Source organism: Streptomyces sp. NPDC101110 (assembly GCF_044759525.1).
Lineage (GTDB): Bacteria > Actinomycetota > Actinomycetes > Streptomycetales > Streptomycetaceae > Streptomyces.
In genome coordinates this window covers 298,516-320,265 of record NZ_JBIVZM010000002.1, presented here as the reverse complement: position 1 = coordinate 320,265, position 21,750 = coordinate 298,516, and the positions used below count along the sequence as shown (strand labels likewise).

The following is a 21,750-nucleotide window of genomic DNA, read 5'->3' as shown; positions in this document are numbered from 1 at the left end:
TGATGCTCGAAAGGTGGCTATATCTTGCAGGAACAAGCATGCCGGTGGGGCAGTGGAGCGGAGGGTGCGGGATGACGCATGTCGAGGACGAACTGACGAGCCAACCCGAGTGCTGGGAACGCGCCGCGTCGGAAGCGGACCGGCACACGAAGGCCCTGCCGGCTCCGGGGGAGCGGGTCGCGATCGTCGGCTGCGGCACCTCGTACTTCATGGCACAGGCCGCCGCGGCCCTGCGCGAGAGCGCGGGACAGGGCGAGACCGACGCGTTCGCCGCGTCGGAGTTCCCCCACGGCCGCCGCTACGACCGGGTCCTCGCGCTCACCCGCTCCGGCACCACGACGGAAGTCCTGGACCTGCTGGTCCGGTTGAAGGGCGGCACCCGCACCACCGCGGTCACCGGCGACCCGGACACGCCCGTGATGACGGCCGCCGACGACATCGTCGTCCTGGACTTCGCGGACGAACGCTCCGTCGTCCAGACCCGGTTCGCGACGACCACCCTCACCCTGCTCCGTGCCCACCTCGGACTGCACCCGGGAACCACCGTCGCCGACGCGCGCACCGCCCTTTCGGAGCCGCTGCCCGAAGGGCTGGTGGAATGCGGGCAGTTCACCTTCCTGGGGCGCGGCTGGACCGTCGGGCTGGCGAACGAGGCCGGGCTGAAGATGCGCGAGGCCGCGCTGGCCTGGACGGAGGCCTATCCCGCGATGGAGTACCGGCACGGCCCGATCAGCGTCAGCACCACGGGCACGGCGACCTGGATGCTCGGCGACGCGCCGGACGGCCTCGCCGACGAGGTACGCGCCACGGGCGCGCTGTGGGTCGCGGGGCGGCTCGACCCGCTCGCCGAACTGATCCGCGTCCAGCGCCTCGCGGTCGCCGTGGCCGCGTCCCGCGGGCTGGACCCCGACAGCCCCCGCCACCTCACCCGTTCGGTGATCCTCACGCCCTGACCCTGGAGACCCCGTGTCCCTCACCACCACAGGCGACCTCGTCACCCGGGCCGCCGCGGCGGGTTCGGCCGTCGCCTCCTTCAACGTCATCACGCTGGAGCACGTCGAGGCCGTCGTCGCGGGCGCCGAGTCGGTGGGCGCCCCCGTCGTGCTGCAAGTCAGCGAGAACGCGGTGAAGTTCCGCGGCGGGCAGCTCCTCCCGCTCGCCCGCGCGGCCGTCACCGCTGCCGAACGCGCCGCCGTACCCGTCGCGTTGCACCTCGACCATGTGCGGAGCGACACCCTGCTCCACCAGGCCGCGGACGCCGGATTCAGCTCCGTGATGTACGACGCGGCCCGGCTGCCCTACGCGCAGAACCTCACCGCGACCCGGGCGGCGGTCGACCGGGCGCACGCGCAAGGCCTGTGGATCGAGGCGGAGCTGGGGCAGATCGGCGGCAAGAACGGCAGGCCGCCGCTGGACGCGCACGCCCCCGGCGCCCGCACCGACCCCGACGAGGCGCGGGCGTTCGTCGCCGCATCGGGTGTGGACGCCCTCGCCGTCGCCGTCGGCAGCTCCCACGCCATGACCACCCGCACCGCCGTCCTCGACCACGACCTGCTCGCCCGCCTCTCGGCCGCGTTGGACGTCCCGCTCGTCCTGCACGGCTCCTCCGGTGTCCCGGACGACGAACTCACCGCGGCCGTGGCGGGCGGCATCACCAAGGTCAACATCGGTACGGCCCTCAACATCGCACTGACGGGAGCCGTGCGGGAGTACCTCGCCGAGCGGCCCGACGCGGTCGATCCGCGCGGTTATCTGACCCTCGCGCGGGAGGCGATGACACAGACGGTGGCGAGGACCCTGAAGGCCCTCCGCGTTCCTACCTCTTGACGGCCTTCAGCACCACGAACTTCGGGTCGCTCGCCACGAGCCGGCTGTTGCCGAACAGCTTGCGCAGCTTGACGTGGTAGCCCAGGTGCCGGTTGCCGACCACCCACAGCTCCCCGCCGGGCCGCAACGCCCGGCGCGCCCCGGTGAACATCCGCCAGGCCGTCGCGTCCGTCGTCGCCTGGTGGGAGTGGAACGGTGGGTTGTTCAGGACCAGGTCGACACTGCCGGACGGCACACCCGCCAGCCCGTCCCCGACCCGGAACTCCGCCTGCCCCGGCACGCCGTTCGCCCGGTACGTCGCCTCCGCCGAGGCCACCGCCTGGAACGACTCGTCCACGAACACCACCTCGGCGCCCGGGTCGGCCAGCGCCACCGACGTACCCACCACGCCGTTGCCGCACCCCAGATCCACCACCCGGCGACCCCGCCCCTCGGGCAGGTGCCGGAGGAAGAACCGCGTCCCGATGTCCAGCCGGTCCGCGCAGAACACCCCGGCGTGGTTGACGACGGTGCCGTGCGCGGCGGGGCCGATGCCGTCCGGCAGCGTGTACACGTACGGCCACGGGTTGGCGGGCCGTTCCAGGGCGGGGTCCGGCGTGCAGAAGATCAACCGGGCCTTCTTCTCGGCGAGGGAGGTGCGGGTCGGACCGAGGATCCGCTCGAACAACCGCAGCGTCGAGGTGTGGATCTCCTTCACCATGCCCGTACCGACGACCACCGTCCCCGCGTGCACGGCCGGCGCCAGCCGCAGCAACTGGTCCTCCAGCAGCGCCAGGCTCTTCGGCACCCGCACCAGCAGCACGTCGATCCGTTCGGGCGGCGGGTCCTGCGTGGTCAGCAGCCGCACCGTGCCCGCCTCGGCCCCGGCCCGGGCGAGGTTGGCGCGGGTCGCCTCCTGCGCGAGGTGGGAGTCGGTGATCTGCACCGGACGGTGCGCCGCGAGCGCCGTGACCAGCGCCCCCCAGCGGTCCCCGAGCACCACGACCGTGCCGTCCAGTGGCACCCGCTGCTCGGCCAGGTACCTCAGCAGGTACTCGTCGGAGGCGTCCCAGGCGCGCAGCCGGTCGCGCGGGTCCTCGGGGAAACGGGTCAGCGCCGGCTCGCCCCACGGCGTCGTCATACGGTTGTCCATCGTGCGACCAGGCTAGCCGAGCCGCAGCTCAGGGAGTGTCGGGCACCATGGAGACATGGACGGCGAGCTGTTCCCGAGGGCCCGTACGCAGGTCGCGCCCGGCGCCGTGCACGTGCCCGGCTGGCTCGACGCGGAACGCCAGTCGGCGCTGCTCGACGCCTGCCGCGCGTGGGCCCGGCCGCCCGCAGGCCTGCGCACGGTCCGCACCCCCGGCGGCGGCACCATGACCGCCCGGCAGGTCTGCCTCGGCTGGCACTGGTACCCCTACGCCTACGCCCGCACGGTCGCCGACGGCGACGGCACCCCCGTCAAACCGTTCCCGCCGTGGCTGGGCGAACTCGGCCGCCGGGCCGTCGGCGACACCCTCGGCGGATCCCCACCGGACTACGACGTCGCGCTGATCAACTTCTACGACGCCGACGCCCGCATGGGCATGCACCGCGACAGCGACGAGAAGTCCGACGCGCCGGTGGTGTCGCTCAGCCTCGGCGACACCTGCGTGTTCCGCTTCGGCAACACCGCGACACGCACCCGGCCCTACACCGACGTCGAGCTGCGCAGCGGTGACCTGTTCGTCTTCGGCGGCCCCTCCCGCTTCGCCTACCACGGGGTGCCCCGCGTCCACGCGGGCACGGCACCGCACGCGCTGGGGCTGACCGGCCGGCTCAACATCACGCTCCGGGTCAGCGGCCTGACGTCCCCGCCGCCCGGCGACCCGGCGGCGCCCGGCGGGCACGCTCGGCCCCCCACCCGGCGGATCATGGGAGACTCGCCCTCATGAGCGGGAAGGCGGGCCCCCGGCAGGCGGGGAACGGGAGCACTTCGAGGGCACGGCTGGACCGGGGGCGCGCAGCCCTCGGACCCGCACTGGAACTCGTGCACACCGGACGAGCCCCCACCAGGGCCGTGCTCACCGCCGAACTCGGGGTGACACGGGCGACCGCCGGCGCGGTCGCCGTCGAACTGGAGGCACTCGGGCTCATCCGGGTCGACGCCCGGCCCGCCGCGGCCGCCGGCTCGCAGGGCAGGCCCTCCCACAAACTGGCCGTCGCCGACGACGGGCCCGTCGCGCTGGCCGCGCAGGTGCACGCCGACGGGTTCCGGGCGGCACTGGTCGGACTCGGCGGCCGGATCGTCGCCACCGCGCCCGGCTGCGAGATCGTCGACGCCGACCCCGCCAAGGTGCTGGCCTCGGTCGTCACCGCCGGCGCCGAACTGCTGCGCACGACAGGGCTGCGGTGCGTGGGCGCGGGCCTCGCCGTGCCGTCCGCCGTCGCCGAACCCGAGGGACTGGCACTCAACCCGCTGCACCTGGCCTGGCCCGCGGGCGCGCCCGTGCGGGACATCTTCGCCGAGCAGGTGCGCGCGGCCGGCATCGACGGGCCCGCGTTCGCCGCGAACGACGTCAACCTCGCCGCGCTCGCCGAGCACCGGCACGGCGCCGGCCGGGGCGCCCGCGACCTGCTGTGCGTCGCCACCGGCCACCGCGGAGTCGGCGGCGCGCTCGTCCTCGACGGCCGCCTGCACCGGGGCAGTTCGGGCCTGGCCCTGGAGGTCGGGCACCTCACCGTGCACCCCGAGGGGCGCCCCTGCCACTGTGGCAGCCGCGGCTGCCTCGACGTGGAGACCGACCCGCTCGCCTTCCTCACGGAGGCCGGACGCGAACCGGGCCCCGAGGTGTCCCTCCTCCAGCAGTCCATCGACCTGATCCGCCACCACTACGACGACCCGGGCGTCCGCACCGCCACCGAGGCACTCATCGACCGCCTCGGTCTCGGTCTCGCGGGTCTGGTCAACATCCTCAACCCGGACCGCATCATCCTCGGCGGCCTGCACCGCACGCTCCTCGACGCCGACCCCGGCCGCCTGCGCGCGGTCGTTGCCGACCGCAGCCTGTGGGGCCAGAGCGGCAGCGTCCCCATCCTGCCCTGCAGCCTCGACCACAACAGCCTGGTCGGCGCCGCGGAACTGGCCTGGCAGCCGGTGCTGGACGACCCGCTGGGGGCGCTCGCCCCGATGGCGTGAGCGGCCCTCGGGCCCCGCTGCGCGAGACCGGCACCACCGGTATCAGGCTTGTCCGCGTCGCGTGCGGGAAGGCGACCCGCTGAGCGGGCAGGCTGGTTCGGGACAGTCCGCCCGCACCGCACCACCGAGGGATCTGACGCAATGACCGACAAGCTCACCGTGAGCGTCCTGGGCACCGGCATCATGGGTGCCGCGATGGCCCGCAACGTCGCCCGGGCCGGACACACCGTCCGGGCCTGGAACCGCACCCGGTCCAAGGCCGAGCCGCTGGCCGCCGACGGGGTACGGATCGCCGACAGCCCGGCGCAGGCGGTGCAGGACGCGCACGTCGTGCTGACCATGCTCCACGACGGCCCCGCCACCCTGGACACGATGCGCGAGGCAGCCCCCGCCCTGCGGCCCGGCACCGCCTGGGTGCAGTCGACCACCGCGGGCATCGAGGGCGTCGCCGAACTGGCCGCCTTCGCAGACGAACACGGCCTGGTCTTCTACGACGCCCCTGTCCTCGGCACCCGCGAGCCCGCCGAGGCCGGGAAGCTGACCGTGCTCGCGGCCGGCCCCACCGAGGCCCGGGACAGGGTCACGCCGGTCTTCGACGCCGTCGGCGCCCGGACCGTGTGGAGCGGCGAGGACGGGGCGCTGGGCGGTGCCACCCGGCTGAAGCTGGTGGCCAACAGCTGGGTCCTGGCCGTCACCGCCGCCACCGGCGAGGCCCTCGCCCTGTCCAAGGCCCTCGGTGTCGACCCGCAGGGGTTCCTCGACCTCGTCGCCGGCGGCCCGCTCGACATGGGCTATCTGCGCGCCAAGTCCGAACTCGTTCTTCAGGACAGGCTCACACCGCCCCAGTTCGCGGTGGGCACCGCCGCCAAGGACGCCCGGCTCATCGTCCGGGCCGGCCTGGACAACGGTGTCCGCCTGGACGTCGCCGAAGCGGCCGCCGCCCGCATGGAGCGCGCCGCCGCCCAGGGCCACGCCGACGAGGACATGGTCGCGGCCTACTTCGCCAGCTTCGACGAGAAGTCCGACTCCTAGGAGGCTCCCATGTCCAAGCCGCCGCTGCCGCCCGGGGCCGAGGCCCTGCTGAGCCGGCCCAACCCGTGCGTCATGGCCACGCTGCGCTCCGACGGGGCACCCGTCTCCACGGCCACCTGGTACGCGTGGAAGGACGGCCGCGTCCTGGTCAACCTCGACGGGGGCCGGGTGCGTCTGAAGCACCTGCGCCGCGACCCCCGGGTCACCCTCACCGTCCTCGCCGGGGACGACTGGTACACCCATGTCACCCTCATCGGCCGCGTCACCGAGATGTACGACGACGAGGGCCTGGCCGACATCAACCTCCTCGCCCGGCACTACACCGGCAAGCCCTACCCGGACCGTGTGCGCCCCCGGGTCAGCGCCTGGGTCGAGGTCGAGCGCTGGCACGGCTGGGGGTCGATGAAGGACAGCGACCAGGCCGGCGGCTGAGGCCGCTCCCCGCGCCGGTCAGCGCCACTCGGCGCCGAAGGCCCGGCCCGGGTTCTCGGTGAGGATGCGTCCCACCAGCTCCTCGCCCACGGCGTGCGCGAGCCGGGGCCGCACCCGGCGCAGCAGGTACGGCATGCCGGGGCCGCCGTCCACCGAGCGGGCGGCGGCCGTGGTGGTGTCCGCGCCCAGCAGCACCCGGTCACCGAACCCGGCCTCGGCGAGGGCCCGTACGGCCTCCGGCATCCGCCAGTCCGTGGCGTGATGGGCGAGGGACGGCCCGTCGAAGGCCAGGTAGCAGCCGTACTCCGCCGCCTGCCGGTGCACCACGAGGTCGGGGGAGCGGTTGAGGTGCCCGAGCACCACCCGGTGCGGCGGCACCCCCAACTCCGCGCACAGCAGGTCCAGTACGTCCAGCGCGCCGGTGCCCATCTCCAGGTGCACGGTGATCGTCGCGCCCGTGGCGTGATGCGCCTCGGCCGCCGCCGTCATGGTCCAGCGGGCGTGCGCGTCCAGTGCGTGGAAGCCGCCCGCGACCTTGACCAGCCCCGCCCGCACCCCCGACGTCCCGATGCCCTCGGTGAGTTCGGAGACGAAGACCTCGGCGAGCCGGCCGCGCAACCCGGCGAGCGTGCCCTCGTCGTAGTGCACGGCCTGGTGCAGCCCGGTCGCCGCGACCACGTGCACGCCGGTCTCCCGGGACAGCGGAGGCAGATCGGCGGCCCGCCGCCCGAGCCCGTAGGGCGTCCACTGCACGACGGCTCCTCCGCCCTGCTCCCGGAACGCGGCCAGTTCGGCGCGCGCCGCCGCCACGCTGCGCAACTCCTGCCCGGGCAGCCGGGGACTGCCGAAGAACAGGTGGTCGTGGGCGTCGCACACCCCCAGATCCGCGGGAATCACGTCCCCCAGCACCGTGCGGACCGCGCTCACCACTGACGTCCCCGGGGCAGCCGGTGCCGGCCGGGCGCGGACAGGTGCAGCACCTGGAAGAGCTCGCCGTCCGCCTGGGGACTGTCGTGCTCCCAGAGGGAGAAGTGCACCGACTCCCAGCGGCCGGTGTCCACGGCCGCGGCGGCGCACAGGGCGCCGTCCGCCGCCGCCAGTCGCCCGGCCTCGCCCACCGCGTCCGCCACCGCATCGGCCAACAGCCCTCCCTCTGGCACCGGTTGACGCCGCCGCACGGCGAACCGCGGGTGGGAGCCGCTTCCTTCCTCGTACGTGAGCCCCGTCCACTGGTGCACCGACGGCCGCCCGAAGTCGTCACCGACTCCCTGGAACCCGCCGCCGAACAGGAAGGCGTTCATGCCGTCGACGGTGTTCCAGAGGTAGAAGGGCGCGTACTGGTTGACCGGCGAGCCGTGCAGGCCGCGCTCGCGTATCAGGTAGGCCTTGAGGCCGAGGCCCCGCCAGTCGTCGAGCAGGTGCCCCCGGCGGGCGACGCGGTCGCGGATGACGTCCATGTCGTAGTCGGCGGGCAGGGTGAGTTCGTACTGCATGGCGTGCATGGAGGTCTCCTCACGCGGTCCGTGGTGCCAGCAGGGAGAGCAGGCCCCGGACCCCGGCGTCGAACGCGGTGGGGGAGCCGGAGGCGCGGGCGAGGACGTAGCCGCCCTGGACGGTCGCGACGACCGCCGCCGCGATCTCCCCGGCGTCGAGGCCGGCCGCGAACTGGCCCTGCGCCTTGCCCTCTTCGACGATCCCGGCGATTCGTCCGCGTAGCCAGTCGAGCGTCTCGTCGACCGGCGCGCGCAGTTCGGCGCTCGCGATCACATCGGGATCCATCGTCAGCCGGCCGACCGGGCACCCCCGCAGCACGTCCCGCTTGCGCCGCAGATACGCCTCGATCCGCTCGTACGGCGTGCCCGGCCCGTCGAGTACCGCCGCCGCGGTGGCCCGCATCTCCTCGGCCGTCCGCCGGATCGCGGCCAGGGCGAGATCGGGCTTGCCCTTGAAGTGGTGGTACATGCTGCCCTGCCCGGCGTCCGCGCGCTCCAGGATCGCCTTGGGGCTGGTGCCCACGTAACCGCGCTCCCACAGCAGCTCGCGGGTGGACTCGATCAACCGTTCCGGGGTACTCATGACGGCACTGTACATACTGGTAGTTACAGAAGTCGAGACCCCCGCAGGGCGTCCGCGAACCGGATGCCTACTCCCCGCGGGGTAGGCCGACTGCCGCCGGCCGTACGACGACCCGGGGCTTACGCGGGGCCACGCTCGAAAGCGACACAGGACCCGACGTGACCGAGGAGTTGGACGACATGCAGACCCTGGCGAACTTCGGCGAGGGCGGCGGGCCCGGGCCGTGGATCCTGCTCTTGCCGCTGATCTGGGCATGGGCGATCGCCGGCGGCGTCGTGCTGCTGCGCCGCACGGTGTGGCGCGGACGGCGTGGCGGTCCCTGGGGGCGGCCCACGGTCGAGGCGGACTCGCCCATCGCCGTGCTCGGCCACCGATTCGCCTCCGGGGAGATCGACGAGGACGAGTACTGGCGCCGACTGTCCGTGCTGAACGAGGAGTTCGGCCGCAAGGGAGGCGCGACGTGATCACGCGCGGCCGGCGCCTCGCGGGTCCGCGACCGGCCCGGCGCGTGGCCCGCGTGAACGTGTCGCGCGCATCCCCGCGGGAGTGACAGCCGCGTACGCCTAGGGAGCACACCCGAGGGCGTGCGCCCCGGGGCCCCCGAGGGGACGGTGGTCACCGCCCGGTCAACCGGCAACGGCGGACCGGGCGGGAGTATGGTCGGTCCGGAGCGCCTCGGCGGACGCCCCGACCTCGGCGAACCTGCGCGCCGGCTTTTCCTGGACCGTGCGCCGCGAATGAAGGGACGGTGCCGTCACCACGGGGGCGGACGTCGGCAGGGTGAACCACACGACCTTGCCGGACTCGCCGTCCGGCCGGACGCCCCAGCTCTCGCTCACCGCGGCGACCATGGCGAGCCCGCGCCCGCAGGTCGCCAGCGGTTCGGCGTCGTCGACCACGGGCATCCGCGGGTCGCCGTCGCGCACCGAGACCGTGAGCCGGTCGAGCAGCAGCTCTATCTCGACCGTGCACGTCTTGTCGGGCTGGGCGTGCCGGTGGACGTTGGACAACAGCTCCGTCACGCCGAGCGAGGCCCGGTCGATCAGGGGATCCAGATGCCAGTAGCGCAACTGCGCAGATACGATTCTGCGGACCTGGCCGATCCGCGACGGCAGGGCTTGGAGCTCCACCGTGCAGTGCCTGCTTGGGTAGCTGATCACGGCTGCGACTCCCCGACGTGAGGTCCGGAAGAACACGGGATTCGGATCCAGCAGGGCGCCTGCGTGACGCTGCCGCCTGCTGTCGTGGCCGGCGGGCTGGTTCGCAGCGTTATCGCCGGTAAACCCAGAGTGACGTGAGACCAGAGTGGCGTAGGGGGTGAGGTACCGCAACTCGCGGACATCTCAGTCGCCACGCCCCGCTGCCCGGCGCACGGCCTCGATGAAGCGCCGCGCGGCCGGCGGGCCCGGTTCCCCCGGGGCGGGGTCGTGCTCGCCCAGGGTGAGCAGGTACCTCTTGCCGTTGAGATCCGCCGTGGCCCGGTCGTCAGGGCCGAACCAGGGCTTGGAGGCCCGCACGGCCTGCACCGGCGCGCTGTCGATCTCACTGCCGTAGCTGGTCAGGAGCTCGAGCCGGCCGTCGCTGATCCTGACCTGGCCGGCCCGGGTGAGCGAACGCAGCCGCTTCCCGATCCGCACGCCCGTGGCCCTGAACTCCGGCTCTCCCATGCCACCCGCCCCCTAGTGCGCGTCGGTGTACCGGCCCCGCTCGCGCGATGCCCGGTACGGGCTCGTGTCCCGATCCAGTGTGCCCCGTCCGGAGGCGTGGTCCGCTCCGGGACGGTGTCCCGCCCGGTCCGAACCCCGACTCCGAACCCCCGGCCCGCCCGCCGGCCCGCCGTCCCGGAACGTGATGCCCGTACCCGGAAGCCGGATCCTGCTGGCGGTCGTGGTCTGCCGCTGTCCGTCGTGGTCTGCGGGCACCCGTCCGGGGCCTTGGTCCCGCCGTGCAGTCTGCCCCCGCCCGGCGCCCGGCACCAGGGTCTGCGAGCCCGTTGCCGGGGGGCGCCCGCAGCACGCCCGGGAATGCGCCCCCGGGACCACGCGCCCCCTTGCCCCGGCTCTGCTCCTGGGGGCGCTTTGGGGGGCTCAAAGATGCGTTTATGCAGGTGAGAAGCGTGCGCAAGGTGCTTATGATCGGGGGTGTCGGCCGCGCGACGCGTCGTCGGCGCGCAGCGATAGGAGCCCCCCGTGAGTACTTCCCCGCAGATCCGCACCGGTGTGACCCTCGACGTCGACCACAGCGACGACGCCTATCGGACATGGCTCAAAGAAGCCGTCCGCAGAGTCCAGGCCGATGCCAACCGCTCGGCCGACACCCACCTGCTGCAGTTCCCGCTGCCCCAGCGGTGGGGCATCGACCTGTACCTGAAGGACGAGTCGACCCACCCCACCGGCAGCCTCAAGCACCGCCTCGCCCGTTCCCTCTTCCTCTACGGCCTCTGCAACGGCTGGATCCGGCCGGACCGGCCCGTCATCGAGGCCTCCAGCGGCTCGACGGCCGTCTCCGAGGCGTACTTCGCGAAGCTGATCGGCGTCCCCTTCATCGCCGTCATGCCGCGCACGACGAGCGCCGAGAAGATCCGCCTCATCGAGTTCCACTCCGGCCGATGTCACTTCGTGGACGACCCCCGCACGATGTACGAGGAGTCCGCCCGCCTCGCGGCCGAGACCGGCGGCCACTACATGGACCAGTTCACCTACGCCGAACGGGCCACGGACTGGCGCGGGAACAACAACATCGCCGAGTCCATCTTCCGGCAGCTGCGCATGGAGCGGTTCCCCGAGCCGGCGTGGATCGTCGCCACGGCGGGCACCGGCGGCACCTCCGCGACCCTCGCGCGCTACGTCCACTACATGCAGTACGACACCCGCGTCTGCGTGGCCGACCCCGAGAACTCGTGCTTCTTCGAGGGCTGGACCACCGGCGATCCGGACGTCACCTGCGACTGCGGCTCCCGTATCGAGGGCATCGGCCGACCCCGTATGGAACCCAGCTTCGTGCCCGGCGCGATCGACCGGATGATGAAGGTGCCCGACGCGGCCAGCGTCGCCGCCGTACGGGCCCTGGAGCGCGCCATCGGCCGCAAGGCCGGCGGATCGACCGGGACCGGGCTGTGGAGCGCGCTGAAGATCGTCGCCGAGATGGTGTCCGAGGGCCGGCAGGGCAGCGTCGTGACGCTGCTGTGCGACCCCGGGGACCGGTACCTCGACAAGTACTACTCGGACGCCTGGCTGGCCGCCCAGGGGCTGGACATCGAGCCCTACACGGCCGCCATCGACTCGCTCCTGGAGACGGGCGTCTGGCCCGACTGAGCCCGCCCCTCCCGGGCCCTCGACCGCCGGTCCGGCGCGGTCAGGCGTCCGCCTCGTCCTCGGGCTCCCCGGCCACCACCAGGCGCCTCAGATGCTCCGCGACCACGCCGCGCGCCTCCTCCGGCAGACCGGCATCCGTCACGAGCGTGTCCACGCGCTCCAGCGCGGCGAACGAACTCAGGCCCACCTTGCCCCACTTGGTGTGGTCCGCGACCACGACCACCCGGCGCGCCGACTGCACGAGCCGCCGGTTCGTCTCCGCCTCCGCGAGGTTCGGCGTCGACAGGCCGGCCTCGACCGATATGCCGTGCACCCCGAGGAACAGCAGGTCGAAGTGGAGCGCCGCGATCGCCTGGTCGGCGACCGGCCCCACCAGCGAGTCGGACGGCGTGCGCACCCCGCCCGTCAGCACCACCGTCGCCGCGCCCTGCCGAGGGCCCGACGTGCGCTGCGCCGCGTGGAACACATCGGCGACCCGCACCGAGTTGGTGACCACCGTGAGGTCCGGCACGTCCTGCAACTGGTGCGCCAGAGCGAACGTCGTCGTACCACCCGACAGGGCGATCGCCGCGCCCGGCGCGACCAGCTTGGCGGCGGCGCGTGCGATGTCCTCCTTGGCGGTCAGCTCCAGACCGGACTTCGCCTCGAAGCCGGGTTCGTGCGTACTCGCCTCGACAACGGGGACCGCGCCGCCGTGCACCTTCTCCAGCACGCCCTGGCGGGCGAGCGCGTCGAGGTCGCGGCGGATCGTCATGTCCGACACGCCGAGCTTGCGGGTCAGCTCGTTGACCCGGACACCGCCCCGGCGGCGGACCTCGTCGAGGATCAGGGATCGCCGCTGCTCCGCGAGGAGGTTCTGATTCTCGCTCACGTACGCTCCGGTCCTTTCGCCTCAATGCCGTCGACACAACCTCGCACACCGGCTCCTACCGGGACATTCTTCCCGGCTGCGATGCGAGGACGCCCCATCCTCGCATGTCGAGGGCCGGACAGCGCCATCGCCCGCTCGTCGCACTTCCGCCACCCGGCGTTCCTCTCCACGCTCCGGTTTCATCACAGATCGGGGAGATTCCGTGACAGGGGGTGTGCGGCGCCGCGGAACCGGAGATCCTTGTGCCCGCACGGGCAGAGCCGACGGCGTGTCACGGGGGAAGTGCGAAGTAGTGGAACACGCGCAGGAACACGCGCAGGAAAACGAGTCGACCGGGGGACCGGACGGTCCCGCCGCGGGGTCCGGTGAGAGCGGAACCGCCCTGGAACTCCTCGTCCACGGCGTGGGCGGCACCACGCCGCAGGAGATGCTCAACGATCCGCGGACGGTGCGGATCACCGGCGACCACATCGCGGCCGTCTTCCGGCGCGCCGACGACGTCGACGCCGAGCACGGCCCCGACCGCCGCGGCGACGGACCGGTGCCCGAGGCCTACGTCTGGTGCAACCTCACCTCCGGCAACGGCACCCGCGCCCTGTGGCTGTTGCTGCTGCCGTTCATGGTCGTCAACCTCGCCCACTGGATGCGCCCCACCGCCCACGGCCGCCGCCGCACCGTGCGCCTGTACGGCCTCCTGGTGCGGCTCGCGGGACTCACCCTGACAGTGCTGCTCGTCGCGGCCGCCTGCGAAGTCGCCCTCGACCTCGCGGCCTGGCAGTGCGCGGGCACGGCCCCGTGCGCCGACCGCCACTCCTGGCTGGGCTTCCTCTCACCCACCGTCTCGGACGGCGGCTGGTGGAGTGCCCCCGGCCGCCGGCTCGCCCTCGCCGCCGTCGTCCCCACCGCCCTGACCGTCCTGCTGTGGTACCTGTCCCGGCGCACGTGGAGCGACTACGAGTCCCAGCAGCCCATCGAACGGGCGCCGGAGCCCGAGGGCGGCGGCGGCCCGACCGCCCTCGGCCGGCCCGGGTTCTGGTACGGGCGCCGGCTCGTGGCCAGGCTGCGCGCCGCGCACACCGCCGCCGGCCTGATCACGGTCGCCGCCGCCGTAGGCAGTGCCGCCGCCCGCCACGACCGCCGCCCCGGTGGCCCCGCCGTACTCGACACCCTGGGACTGGTCCTGGAAGCAGCCCTCGCGGCCTGCGCGGCCGCCGTCGTGTGGGTGGTGTGCCGCCGTGGCCGCAGCGAGAGACGGCTGGACCGCACACTCGACGAGCGCTTCGTACGGCGCCTGCCGCTCGCCGCGCTCGTCCTGCTCGCTCTCGCGGTCGTGTACGCCGGGTGGGAGCGCCCCGGATGGAGGTCGCAGGGCCGGCTGCCGGGTGACACCACCTTCGGCGGGATCGCCCTGGTCCAGGGCCTGCTGGTCATCGTCCTCGGGGTCGTCGCCCTGGTCCTGCACCGCACCGACCCCGACCGGCGGGCGGTGCTGCGGGGCCTGGGCGGACCCGCGGTGGCGATGCTGGCCTGCGCGCTCGGCGGGGTGATGTCCGGCGGCGTCTCCCAGCGTGTGGCCGACTGGCTGGACGGCACCGGGACGTCGATCCAGGGCCCGCCGGTGCTGCTGACCTGGCAGGCGTCGGTGATCCCGCCGCTGCTGGTGGTGCTGCTGGGGCTGATCGGCTGGCTGGCCCACCGCGCCTGGCAGCTCGCCCGCGCCGAGCGCGTCGAGGTGGCACGCGACTACCCGGAGGAGGCCCAGGACCGCGCCCGGACCCGCCGCATCGCCTACACCCGTGCGATGGCCTCGCTCACCGACCGCGGACCCCGCGTCGTCGCCGTCACCTCCGGTGTCACCCTGCTGCTCGGCGCCGCGGCCCTCGTGGGCGCCCTCGCCACCGACGAGACCCCCGGCGAGGCCGCGCAGGGCACCCACCCCGTCGTCCACGGCGCTGCCGAGACCGCCCAGGCCCTCGGCTCCTGGCTGATCGGCCTCGGCTTCATACTCTTCGTCACCTGGGGCCGGCGCGCCTACAAGGACGCCGCGGCCCGCCGCACGATCGGCATCCTGTGGGACGTCGGCACGTTCTGGCCACGCGCCTCCCACCCCTTCGCCCCGCCCTGCTACGCCGAGCGCGCGGTGCCGGACCTGACCTGGCGGATGGCGACCTGGACCGGGACCACCGGCGGACGGCTGGTCATTTCCGGGCACTCGCAGGGCAGCGTGCTCGCCGCCGCCGCGGCCTGGCAACTCGCCCCCTCCGCGCGTAAACGCGTCGCGCTTCTGACCTACGGATCCCCGCTGGAGCGCCTCTACGGCCGCTGGTTCCCGGCGCACTTCGGGCCCGCGGCGCTCAGCTCCCTGCACCGGGACGTCGACTGCTGGCGCAATCTGTACCGGCGCACCGACCCCATCGGCGGCCCGATGCGGCTGCCGGGCGCGCAGGTCGACCACGCCCCTCTGACGGACCCCCTCGCCTACGGGCGCACCGCGCTCCTGCCGCTGCCGGCGCCGATCCTCGGCCATTCCGACTACCAGGCCGACCCGGTCTTCGCGGAGGAACGCCGCACCCTGCTGGCCCGACTGCGGCCGACGGCCCCGGATGTCCCCGGAGGGGGGACTTCGCAGGGACCGGAGGCGGCGGACGTGCCTTCGCCACGGCACGAGCCCGAGCCGCCGGCCGCGTAGGCGGGCGGCTCCTCAGAGCACCTCGGGCAGATCCTCGGCGTAGAGCAGTGACAGGTCGTCCTTGCTCGGCTCCGGGAGCTGGGCGACCCGGCTCGCGTGCCGCTCGACCATGGCCTCGAACGTCTGCCGCGCGGTGCGGCCGTTGCCGAACGCCGGGCCCTTCGGGAGCACGGTGAAGTACTTCCGCAGCGCCTCCGGCGTGCCCGGAGCGAGCCGGTACTCGTGCTCCTCCGCCTGCTGCTCCACGATCCGCAGCAGGTCCTCGGGGCCGTAGTCGCTGAAGGTGATGGTCCGTGAGAAGCGGGACGCCACGCCCGGGTTGACGGAGAGGAAGCGCTCCATCTCGGCCGTGTAGCCCGCGACGATCACCACGACCGCGTCCCGGTGGTCCTCCATCAGCTTCACCAGCGTGTCGATGGCCTCCTTGCCGAAGTCGCGGCCCGCGTCCTCCGGAGAGAGCGCGTACGCCTCGTCGATGAACAGCACGCCCCCACGCGCCTTCTCGAACGCCTCCTGGGTGCGGATCGCCGTCGAGCCGATGTGCTCACCGACCAGGTCCACCCGGGACACCTCGACCAGGTGGCCCTTCTCCAGCACGCCGAGAGAGGCGAGGATCTCGCCGTACAGCCGCGCCACCGTCGTCTTGCCGGTGCCGGGGGAGCCGGTGAAGACCAGGTGCCGCTTGACCGAGGCGGCCTTCAGGCCGGCCTGCTGACGGCGCCGGCCGACCTCGATCATGTCGGTGAGGGCGCGCACCTCGCGCTTGACGCTCTCCAGGCCCACCAGCGCGTCCAGTTCACCGAGGACGTCCTTGGAGGAGCGGGCCGCTGACTCGGGCTCGGCGACCGGTGCCGGGGGCTCCGGTTCCGTGCGCTGTCCCGGGACCGCGCCCAGCAGGCCCACCGAGTGGCTCACCGTCTGCACGGCCGTCTCCCGCGCCGTCGGCGCCCGCAGCCCCGCGCTCTCGTCGCTCGTGCAGTCCTCGACGAGCGGACCCGCCCCGGACGTCGCATCGGCGCCGCTGTCCGCGAACTCGTAACCGCCGCGCGCGCACCGCTCCGTGCGGCACTTGCGCAGTGTCGTCCGGCTGCCGTCGATGACGTGGAAGCCGTAGCCGCCGCTGCCCGTCACCCGGCAGTTCAGGAAACTTCCCCGGCCGCCGGCCGAGACGTAGACACCGGCCTCGGCGGGGGAGTCGATCGTGCAGCGCTCCACGGTGGGGTCGGCGCCCTTGGTGACGATCACGCCGGTCTGGGTGCCGTCCACGGTGCAGCCGCTGAGCGTGCCGCCGCTGCCGTGGTCACGGAACCAGGCGCCCGTCGCCGCGTCGCGGATCCGGCAGTCGTCGAGCTGCGCCGTCGCCCCGTCGCTCACCGACACGGCCGTGTTGCGCACCTGCGACAGGTCGGTGTCGACGACGTCCGCGCGCGAGCCGCGGTCGAGGACGAACAGCGCGTCCGGCACGTCGTGCACCCGGCAGGAGTCCAGTACGGCGGTGGCGCCGTCGCTGACCCACACCGCGGGGTAGTCGCCCGTGCTGTCGAAGATCTCGCACTGGTTGGCGTCCACCCGCGTGCCCGGGTCCCACACCGACAGGCCGTTGCGCCCGAACTGCCGCACGGTGGTGCGGGTCAGCGTGAGAACGGAACGGGAGCGCAGGTCGACCGCGTTCTCAGGGATGTCGTGGATGCGGCAGTCGGCGAGGGTCAGCACCGCGTCCGTGTCGAGGGTGACGCCGTCGGACGTCGTGCGGTGCACATCGCAGTCGGTGAGGTGGGCGGTGGCCCGGCCGGTGATCTGCACACCGCTGCCCCGGACTTCGTACACCTCGCAGCCCACGGCTTCCAGCGCCGAGCTCTCCCCGGTCGCCGACAGGCCCGAGCCCGCGGTGTGGTGCACCCGGCAGCGCTCCAGACGCGGGTGGGCCCCGCCGCGCACCGCCACCCCCGCCTGACCGGCCGCGACGACCTCGCACTCCTCGAACACTCCGCCCGCGCCGTCGAGTACGGCGATGCCGATGCCCGCCGGATTGTCGACCGCGCAACGCCGCACCGTGGGCCGGGCGCTGCCGCGCACCTCGATACCGGCCGCCGACCGCGTCACGACCCGCACGTCCCGCAGCTCCGGGGTGCCCTCCTCCACGAGTACGGCCGGTGCGGCCGCGTCCTGGCCCTCCACATGCAGGTCCTGCACCACCGCCGAGGCGCGCACGGTCAGCGGCACGCCGTCCACGGGCGCGATCCGCACCGAGCCCGGAGAGCCGTCGGGGCCGCGCAGGGTCACCGCGCGCTGCAGGACGAGGTTCTCCCGGTAGGTGCCGGGCGCGACGGTGAGGACGTCGCCGTCGGCCGCGGCCTCCAGGGCGGCGGCGAGCGATGCGTACTCACCCGTGCGGCGCCGCCACCGCGACGTGCCGGTGTGCGTCACCTGGACCGTGCCCTGTGCCATGGTGTAGCTGTGCCCCCACCTCGGTCGTACTGACGGCTCGTCCGCCTTCGGGGCGCTCCGGCCGGGGTCGCGACCGCGGCCGGGCCCGGACCTCGGGGCCTGGGCGCGCACGCGGCATCGACACCGGCGCGTCCTCGAGGCTCGCTCGCGCGCGGGTTGTTGCCGAACGGTTCGGCCGGACCACCGTAGCGTGCGCACGGCTGGTGGGTTGACCAGAGCCGGAAGGCCGTCAGCTGCCGGCGCCCGTCCTGCCCCAGTCCGGGCCCGCCCTGTCCCATGCCTGGTCCCAATGGGCGTACCGGCGGCGGACCATGCGCCAGACGATCAGCCGTCGGCCGCCCTCTATCAGACCGCCCGCCGCCAGGGCCGCGCCGAAGCCGGCGAGGACCGCGTGCGTGGAGGCGGTCGCGGAGTCGAGCGGCCGGGGAACCAGCCGGCCGTGCCGGTCGGTCCATATCCGGAACGCATCGCCCTGTTGCGGGTCCTTGAGGCTCGTCAGCACCGGTCCCCGGTGCACCGTGCCGTCCGGCGCGGTCCAGTCCGCGAGGACGCGGGTGCGCAGATCCCGGCCCGAGGAGGTCTCCGGGTCGGCGTCCAGCGGGGAGCGGTCCAGCTTGCGGACCACGGTTGCGGTCACCAGATGCCGCGCCTCGTGCTGGGCCCGCGCGGAGCGCTGCAGCGCGTTCTGAGTCGATCCCCCGACGAGCGAGCCGACGACCGGCGCCGCCAGCAGGATGAGCAGCAGGGCGGCCAGTGCCACCCAGGCCTCGGCCAGGTCGGTCGCGCGGCAGAGCGGATTGCGCCGCCAGCGCCAGAGTCCGCTGATCGCTCGCACCGCCTGCACCCCCTTCCCGCTCCGTGATACTCCCCGGCGGAGCCGTACACGCACGGACCCGTCGAAGAGAGAGCGACATCACCTCTCCCCAGGGCCTCTCATGAATTTCTCACACAAGCTCAACGCCCGGCCCGGCGGCACGGTTCCCGCTCCGCTCGAAGTGCTACTCGAGGATCCTGACCGGGTCGCCGAGCCGGATCGTGCCGCCCGACAGCGGTACCAGGTTCTGTCCGAAGATCAGCTTGCCGTCGAGCCGCCGGTGCCGTCCCAGAGTGAACAGGGGCTCGTGGCCCCGCTCGCCGGTGCCCTGGTCGGTGGTGGTCACCACGCACCGGCCGCACGGCCCGGCGACACGGAACACCACGCCCCCGATGGCGATGCGGGACCAGTCGTCCTCGGCCCACGCGGGGGTGCCGGCCACGACCACGCTCGGCCGGAAGCGGTTCATGGGCAGCGGGCCCTCGACGGCGTACTCACCTTGTGCGATCAGGGAGTTGAGGGCGTCGAGCGAGGCCGTGGTGGTGAGCAGCAGCGGGAAGGCGTCGGCGAAGGAGACGGTCTCGCCGGCGTGCGCGTACTCCGGGTCGAGGGGGCGGCGCGTGGCCGGTTCGTCCAGGTACACCAGGCGGGTGCCGACGCCCAGGTAGGAACTGCACCAGTCGTGCGCGGCGTCGCCCTCGGCGGGGACCGCCTCGACCTTGTCGCGGAAGATCTCCACCGGCAGCGAGGCGGCGCGCTGGGGAACGGGCACCGACAACGCCGGCATGCCGGGCGCGGACAGCCGGACGCCACCACCGGGCAGAAGCCCGGCGGCGGCGCGCGTGAGTCGCGGATGACGGCGCTGGGTGACGACCTTTCCCCCGTGGTCGATCAGCACCCAGCGCCGGTCTCCGGCCAGCCCCCAGGGCTCCACGACGGCTTCCCGGGGCGCCAGGCCCCCGACCGCCTTGAGCGGATGGACGTGGATCGAGTGCAGGTGAGCGTTCCCCATGGGGCCATCGTGCCAGCCGGCGCCGACGACCCCCTGGAGGGCGGCTCAGTAACCGCGGTACTGCTGGCTGTTGTACGGGTCCTGGTAGGGAGCCGGGGCCGGCCGGGGAGCCGCGGGGCGCATCGCCTCGTAGCCCGCGGGGGCCGCCGGGCGCGGCTGTTGCTGCGGCCCGGGGTAGCCGCGCGGACCGGTGGCCTGCTGCGGGATGTACGCCGCGGGCGCCTGCTGCAGCGGGGAGGGCTGCTGCGCCTGCGGATAGCCGTAGACGGGCTGGGAGGGGGCTGCCGGAAGAGCGGGCAGGGCCGACGGGAGCGCGGGCAGGCTGCTGCCCGGCATGTCGTACTGGGCGGGGACCCGGATCGGCGCGATCTGCGGGGTGCCCCGCTCGGCGACGAGCCTGTCGTAGATCGGGGTGTCCGGGAAGGAGGCGGAGTAGTAGCCGCCGCCATAGGTGGAGCGGGGGGAGGTCATGGCACATAAGTTAAGCCAACGATGTGCTGATTGGGGAGACCGATAAGAGGGTTGTTTTCCGTGTCCACGGTGACCCGGGACCCCCAATGCGAGCGAACTCGCCAAAAAGGGGCGCGCAACGGGGTCCTGATCGTGTATAGGCCGAGTTCCGGGCGGGTTACCAGCGGTTGGCCGACGGCTCTTCCGGGTGCTCACGCATGGGACTTCGCCGCGGCTGGGAATAGGTTGTGCGCACGGAACTCGACGGACGGCCGGGACGGGCCTGGTGCGGTGCCACGCAATGGGGGCGGACATGCAAATGCTGAAAGGTTCAAATACTCCGGTGCCGACCGCCGCGCTGCGGGTGGAATTGGGGTGGCGGGCCGGGGCGGGCGTGCCCGACGCCGACGCGTCCGCTTTGCTGCTGGCGGGTGGCAAGGTCCGCTCGGACGCGGACTTCGTCTTCTACAACCAGCCCCGGCACGCCTCCGGGGCGATCCGGCACGAGGGCAAGCGCACCACCGACGGGCGGGTGACGGACACGCTCCTCGTCGATCTCGCGCGCGTGGAGCCCGCGATCGAGACGGTCGTCCTCGCAGCCTCCGCCGACGGCGGCGCCTTCGGGCAGGTCCCCGGTCTGTACATCGAGGTCCGGGACGCCGACCGGGGCAACCCGGTGGCCCGCTTCGACAACCCCGGTGCCACCACCGAAACCGCTTTCGTGCTGGGCGAGTTCTACCGTCGCCAGGGCGCCTGGAAGTTCCGTGCCGTCGGCCAGGGCTACAGCAGCGGACTCGAAGGGCTCGCCACCGACTACGGCATCACGGTGGACGAGCCGCAGCACGCGGCACCGGCACCGGCACCCGCACCGGCCGTGGCGCCCGCGCCTCCCGCGGCCACGCCGCCCGCCGCGTACCCGTCCCCTCCGACGGCGCGGCCCACCGCTGCGCCCCCGCCCGCCGCGCCTCCCGCGCCCGTGCGCCTCACCAAGGTGACGCTCACCAAGGCGGCCCCTTCCGTCTCCCTCACCAAGCAGGGCGGCACCTCCGGAGCGCTGCACGTCAACCTCAACTGGGAGGTGCGCAAGCAGTTCTCGGGCTGGAGCAGCAAGTTCGGCCGCCCGACGGCGATGCACTCCGACCTCGACCTCGACCTGTGCGCGCTCTACGAACTCGACGACGGCAGCAAGGGCGTCGTACAGGCCCTCGGCAACAGCTTCGGAGCGCTGCACCGCCCGCCCTACATCCACCTCGACGGCGACGACCGCACCGGGGCCGTGTCCACGGGTGAGAACCTCACCGTCAACCTGGACCACAAGGACGCCTTCCGGCGCATCCTCGTCTTCGTCACCATCTACGAAGGCGCCCGTTCCTTCGCCGAACTGCACGCCTCGGTCACGCTCCGGCCCGAGCACGGGGCGCCGATCGAGTTCTCCCTCGACGAGTGCACGGTCCCCTCACTCGTGTGCGCGCTCGCCCTGATCACCAACACCGGCGGTGACCTGGTCGTCCAGCGGGAGGCGCGCTACCTGGTGCCCGAGCGCGGGGTGAGCCCGCAGCGGACCGTCGACCACGCCTACGGGTGGGGCATGAACTGGACCCCCGGCCGCAAGTGACCCCCGCGGCGGG

Annotated in this window: 21 protein-coding genes; 10 read left to right on the top strand and 11 right to left on the bottom strand. The window is 73.4% G+C overall.

Translation table 11 applies throughout. From position 1 onward, the window contains the following. The first annotated feature begins 71 nt into the window (after positions 1-71). Positions 72-953: an SIS domain-containing protein gene (locus ACIQU3_RS04840; protein ID WP_403727597.1), complete on the top strand. Its 882-nt coding sequence runs from the start codon at positions 72-74 to the stop codon at positions 951-953. Between the two features lie 13 nt (positions 954-966). Then, a complete protein-coding gene (locus ACIQU3_RS04835) occupies positions 967-1,827 on the top strand; it encodes a ketose-bisphosphate aldolase (RefSeq protein WP_403923354.1) in 861 nt (286 codons plus the stop codon). Here ACIQU3_RS04835 and ACIQU3_RS04830 read toward each other — a convergent pair. Further along, positions 1,817-2,947: a methyltransferase gene (locus tag ACIQU3_RS04830; RefSeq protein WP_403923352.1), complete on the bottom strand. Its 1,131-nt coding sequence runs from the start codon at positions 2,945-2,947 to the stop codon at positions 1,817-1,819. The genes ACIQU3_RS04835 and ACIQU3_RS04830 overlap by 11 nt on opposite strands. Positions 2,948-3,014: 67 nt before the next feature. Between ACIQU3_RS04830 and ACIQU3_RS04825 the strand changes: the two genes are divergently transcribed. From ACIQU3_RS04825 to ACIQU3_RS04810, 4 genes are all read left to right on the top strand, one after another. Further along, positions 3,015-3,740, top strand: coding sequence for an alpha-ketoglutarate-dependent dioxygenase AlkB family protein (locus ACIQU3_RS04825; RefSeq protein WP_403727603.1), 726 nt, complete (start codon positions 3,015-3,017; stop codon positions 3,738-3,740). Next, on the top strand, positions 3,737-4,984 hold the full coding sequence (locus ACIQU3_RS04820) for an ROK family protein (RefSeq protein WP_403727605.1): 1,248 nt from the start codon (positions 3,737-3,739) through the stop codon (positions 4,982-4,984). The genes ACIQU3_RS04825 and ACIQU3_RS04820 overlap by 4 nt, the downstream gene beginning before the upstream one ends. A gap of 141 nt (positions 4,985-5,125) precedes the next feature. After that, positions 5,126-6,016 carry an NAD(P)-dependent oxidoreductase gene (locus ACIQU3_RS04815; protein ID WP_403727607.1) on the top strand — a complete coding sequence of 297 codons (891 nt, stop codon included), beginning with the start codon at positions 5,126-5,128 and terminating at the stop codon, positions 6,014-6,016. A gap of 9 nt (positions 6,017-6,025) precedes the next feature. Then, the gene (locus ACIQU3_RS04810) at positions 6,026-6,448 is read left to right on the top strand and encodes a PPOX class F420-dependent oxidoreductase (protein ID WP_403923350.1); all 423 of its coding nucleotides are present in this window, start codon (positions 6,026-6,028) and stop codon (positions 6,446-6,448) included. Positions 6,449-6,466: 18 nt separating this feature from the next. Here ACIQU3_RS04810 and ACIQU3_RS04805 read toward each other — a convergent pair whose 3' ends face one another. From ACIQU3_RS04805 to ACIQU3_RS04795, 3 genes are read right to left on the bottom strand one after another with little or no spacing between them, the layout of a single operon-like run. Beyond that, on the bottom strand, positions 6,467-7,375 hold the full coding sequence (locus tag ACIQU3_RS04805; RefSeq protein WP_403727611.1) for a phosphotriesterase: 909 nt from the start codon (positions 7,373-7,375) through the stop codon (positions 6,467-6,469). Beyond that, the gene (locus ACIQU3_RS04800; protein ID WP_403727613.1) at positions 7,372-7,950 is read right to left on the bottom strand and encodes a DUF4865 family protein; all 579 of its coding nucleotides are present in this window, start codon (positions 7,948-7,950) and stop codon (positions 7,372-7,374) included. The genes ACIQU3_RS04805 and ACIQU3_RS04800 overlap by 4 nt, the downstream gene beginning before the upstream one ends. A 10-nt stretch (positions 7,951-7,960) precedes the next feature. Further along, on the bottom strand, positions 7,961-8,524 hold the full coding sequence (locus tag ACIQU3_RS04795) for a TetR/AcrR family transcriptional regulator (RefSeq protein ID WP_403727616.1): 564 nt from the start codon (positions 8,522-8,524) through the stop codon (positions 7,961-7,963). 179 nt (positions 8,525-8,703) lie between these two features. On the opposite strand from ACIQU3_RS04795, the gene ACIQU3_RS04790 reads away from it, so the two are divergent. After that, positions 8,704-8,988, top strand: coding sequence for an SHOCT domain-containing protein (locus ACIQU3_RS04790; RefSeq protein ID WP_403728269.1), 285 nt, complete (start codon positions 8,704-8,706; stop codon positions 8,986-8,988). A 162-nt stretch (positions 8,989-9,150) separates the two neighbouring features. On the opposite strand, the gene ACIQU3_RS04785 is transcribed toward ACIQU3_RS04790, so the two are convergent. After that, positions 9,151-9,684: an ATP-binding protein gene (locus ACIQU3_RS04785; RefSeq protein ID WP_403727618.1), complete on the bottom strand. Its 534-nt coding sequence runs from the start codon at positions 9,682-9,684 to the stop codon at positions 9,151-9,153. 183 nt (positions 9,685-9,867) lie between these two features. Then, positions 9,868-10,191 carry a hypothetical protein gene (locus ACIQU3_RS04780; protein ID WP_403727620.1) on the bottom strand — a complete coding sequence of 108 codons (324 nt, stop codon included), beginning with the start codon at positions 10,189-10,191 and terminating at the stop codon, positions 9,868-9,870. A gap of 522 nt (positions 10,192-10,713) precedes the next feature. Between ACIQU3_RS04780 and ACIQU3_RS04775 the strand changes: the two genes are divergently transcribed. Continuing rightward, on the top strand, positions 10,714-11,838 hold the full coding sequence (locus ACIQU3_RS04775) for a PLP-dependent cysteine synthase family protein (RefSeq protein ID WP_403727622.1): 1,125 nt from the start codon (positions 10,714-10,716) through the stop codon (positions 11,836-11,838). A gap of 40 nt (positions 11,839-11,878) precedes the next feature. On the opposite strand, the gene ACIQU3_RS04770 is transcribed toward ACIQU3_RS04775, so the two are convergent. Beyond that, positions 11,879-12,709, bottom strand: a complete 831-nt coding sequence (locus ACIQU3_RS04770) for a DeoR/GlpR family DNA-binding transcription regulator (RefSeq protein WP_403727624.1) — start codon at positions 12,707-12,709, stop codon at positions 11,879-11,881. A gap of 292 nt (positions 12,710-13,001) precedes the next feature. On the opposite strand from ACIQU3_RS04770, the gene ACIQU3_RS04765 reads away from it, so the two are divergent. Further along, positions 13,002-15,398: a hypothetical protein gene (locus ACIQU3_RS04765; RefSeq protein ID WP_403727627.1), complete on the top strand. Its 2,397-nt coding sequence runs from the start codon at positions 13,002-13,004 to the stop codon at positions 15,396-15,398. Positions 15,399-15,410: 12 nt separating this feature from the next. Here the strand turns inward: ACIQU3_RS04765 and ACIQU3_RS04760 are convergent, their stop codons facing one another. The 4 genes from ACIQU3_RS04760 to ACIQU3_RS04745 all read right to left on the bottom strand — a co-directional run bounded on the left by ACIQU3_RS04760 (position 15,411) and on the right by ACIQU3_RS04745 (position 20,143). Then, entirely contained in the window at positions 15,411-17,846 is a 2,436-nt protein-coding gene (locus ACIQU3_RS04760) for a right-handed parallel beta-helix repeat-containing protein (RefSeq protein ID WP_403923348.1), read from the bottom strand. A 229-nt stretch (positions 17,847-18,075) separates the two neighbouring features. Continuing rightward, positions 18,076-18,681: a hypothetical protein gene (locus ACIQU3_RS04755; RefSeq protein WP_403727632.1), complete on the bottom strand. Its 606-nt coding sequence runs from the start codon at positions 18,679-18,681 to the stop codon at positions 18,076-18,078. Positions 18,682-18,844: 163 nt separating this feature from the next. Then, entirely contained in the window at positions 18,845-19,672 is an 828-nt protein-coding gene (locus tag ACIQU3_RS04750) for an MOSC domain-containing protein (RefSeq protein WP_403727636.1), read from the bottom strand. A gap of 45 nt (positions 19,673-19,717) precedes the next feature. Continuing rightward, positions 19,718-20,143, bottom strand: a complete 426-nt coding sequence (locus tag ACIQU3_RS04745; protein ID WP_403727639.1) for a DUF6643 family protein — start codon at positions 20,141-20,143, stop codon at positions 19,718-19,720. Between the two features lie 298 nt (positions 20,144-20,441). Here ACIQU3_RS04745 and ACIQU3_RS04740 point away from each other — a divergent pair, with 298 nt between their 5' ends. Beyond that, positions 20,442-21,737 (top strand): TerD family protein, encoded by a 1,296-nt coding sequence (locus tag ACIQU3_RS04740; protein WP_403728271.1) that lies wholly within the window; start codon positions 20,442-20,444, stop codon positions 21,735-21,737. Positions 21,738-21,750 lie beyond the last annotated feature (13 nt).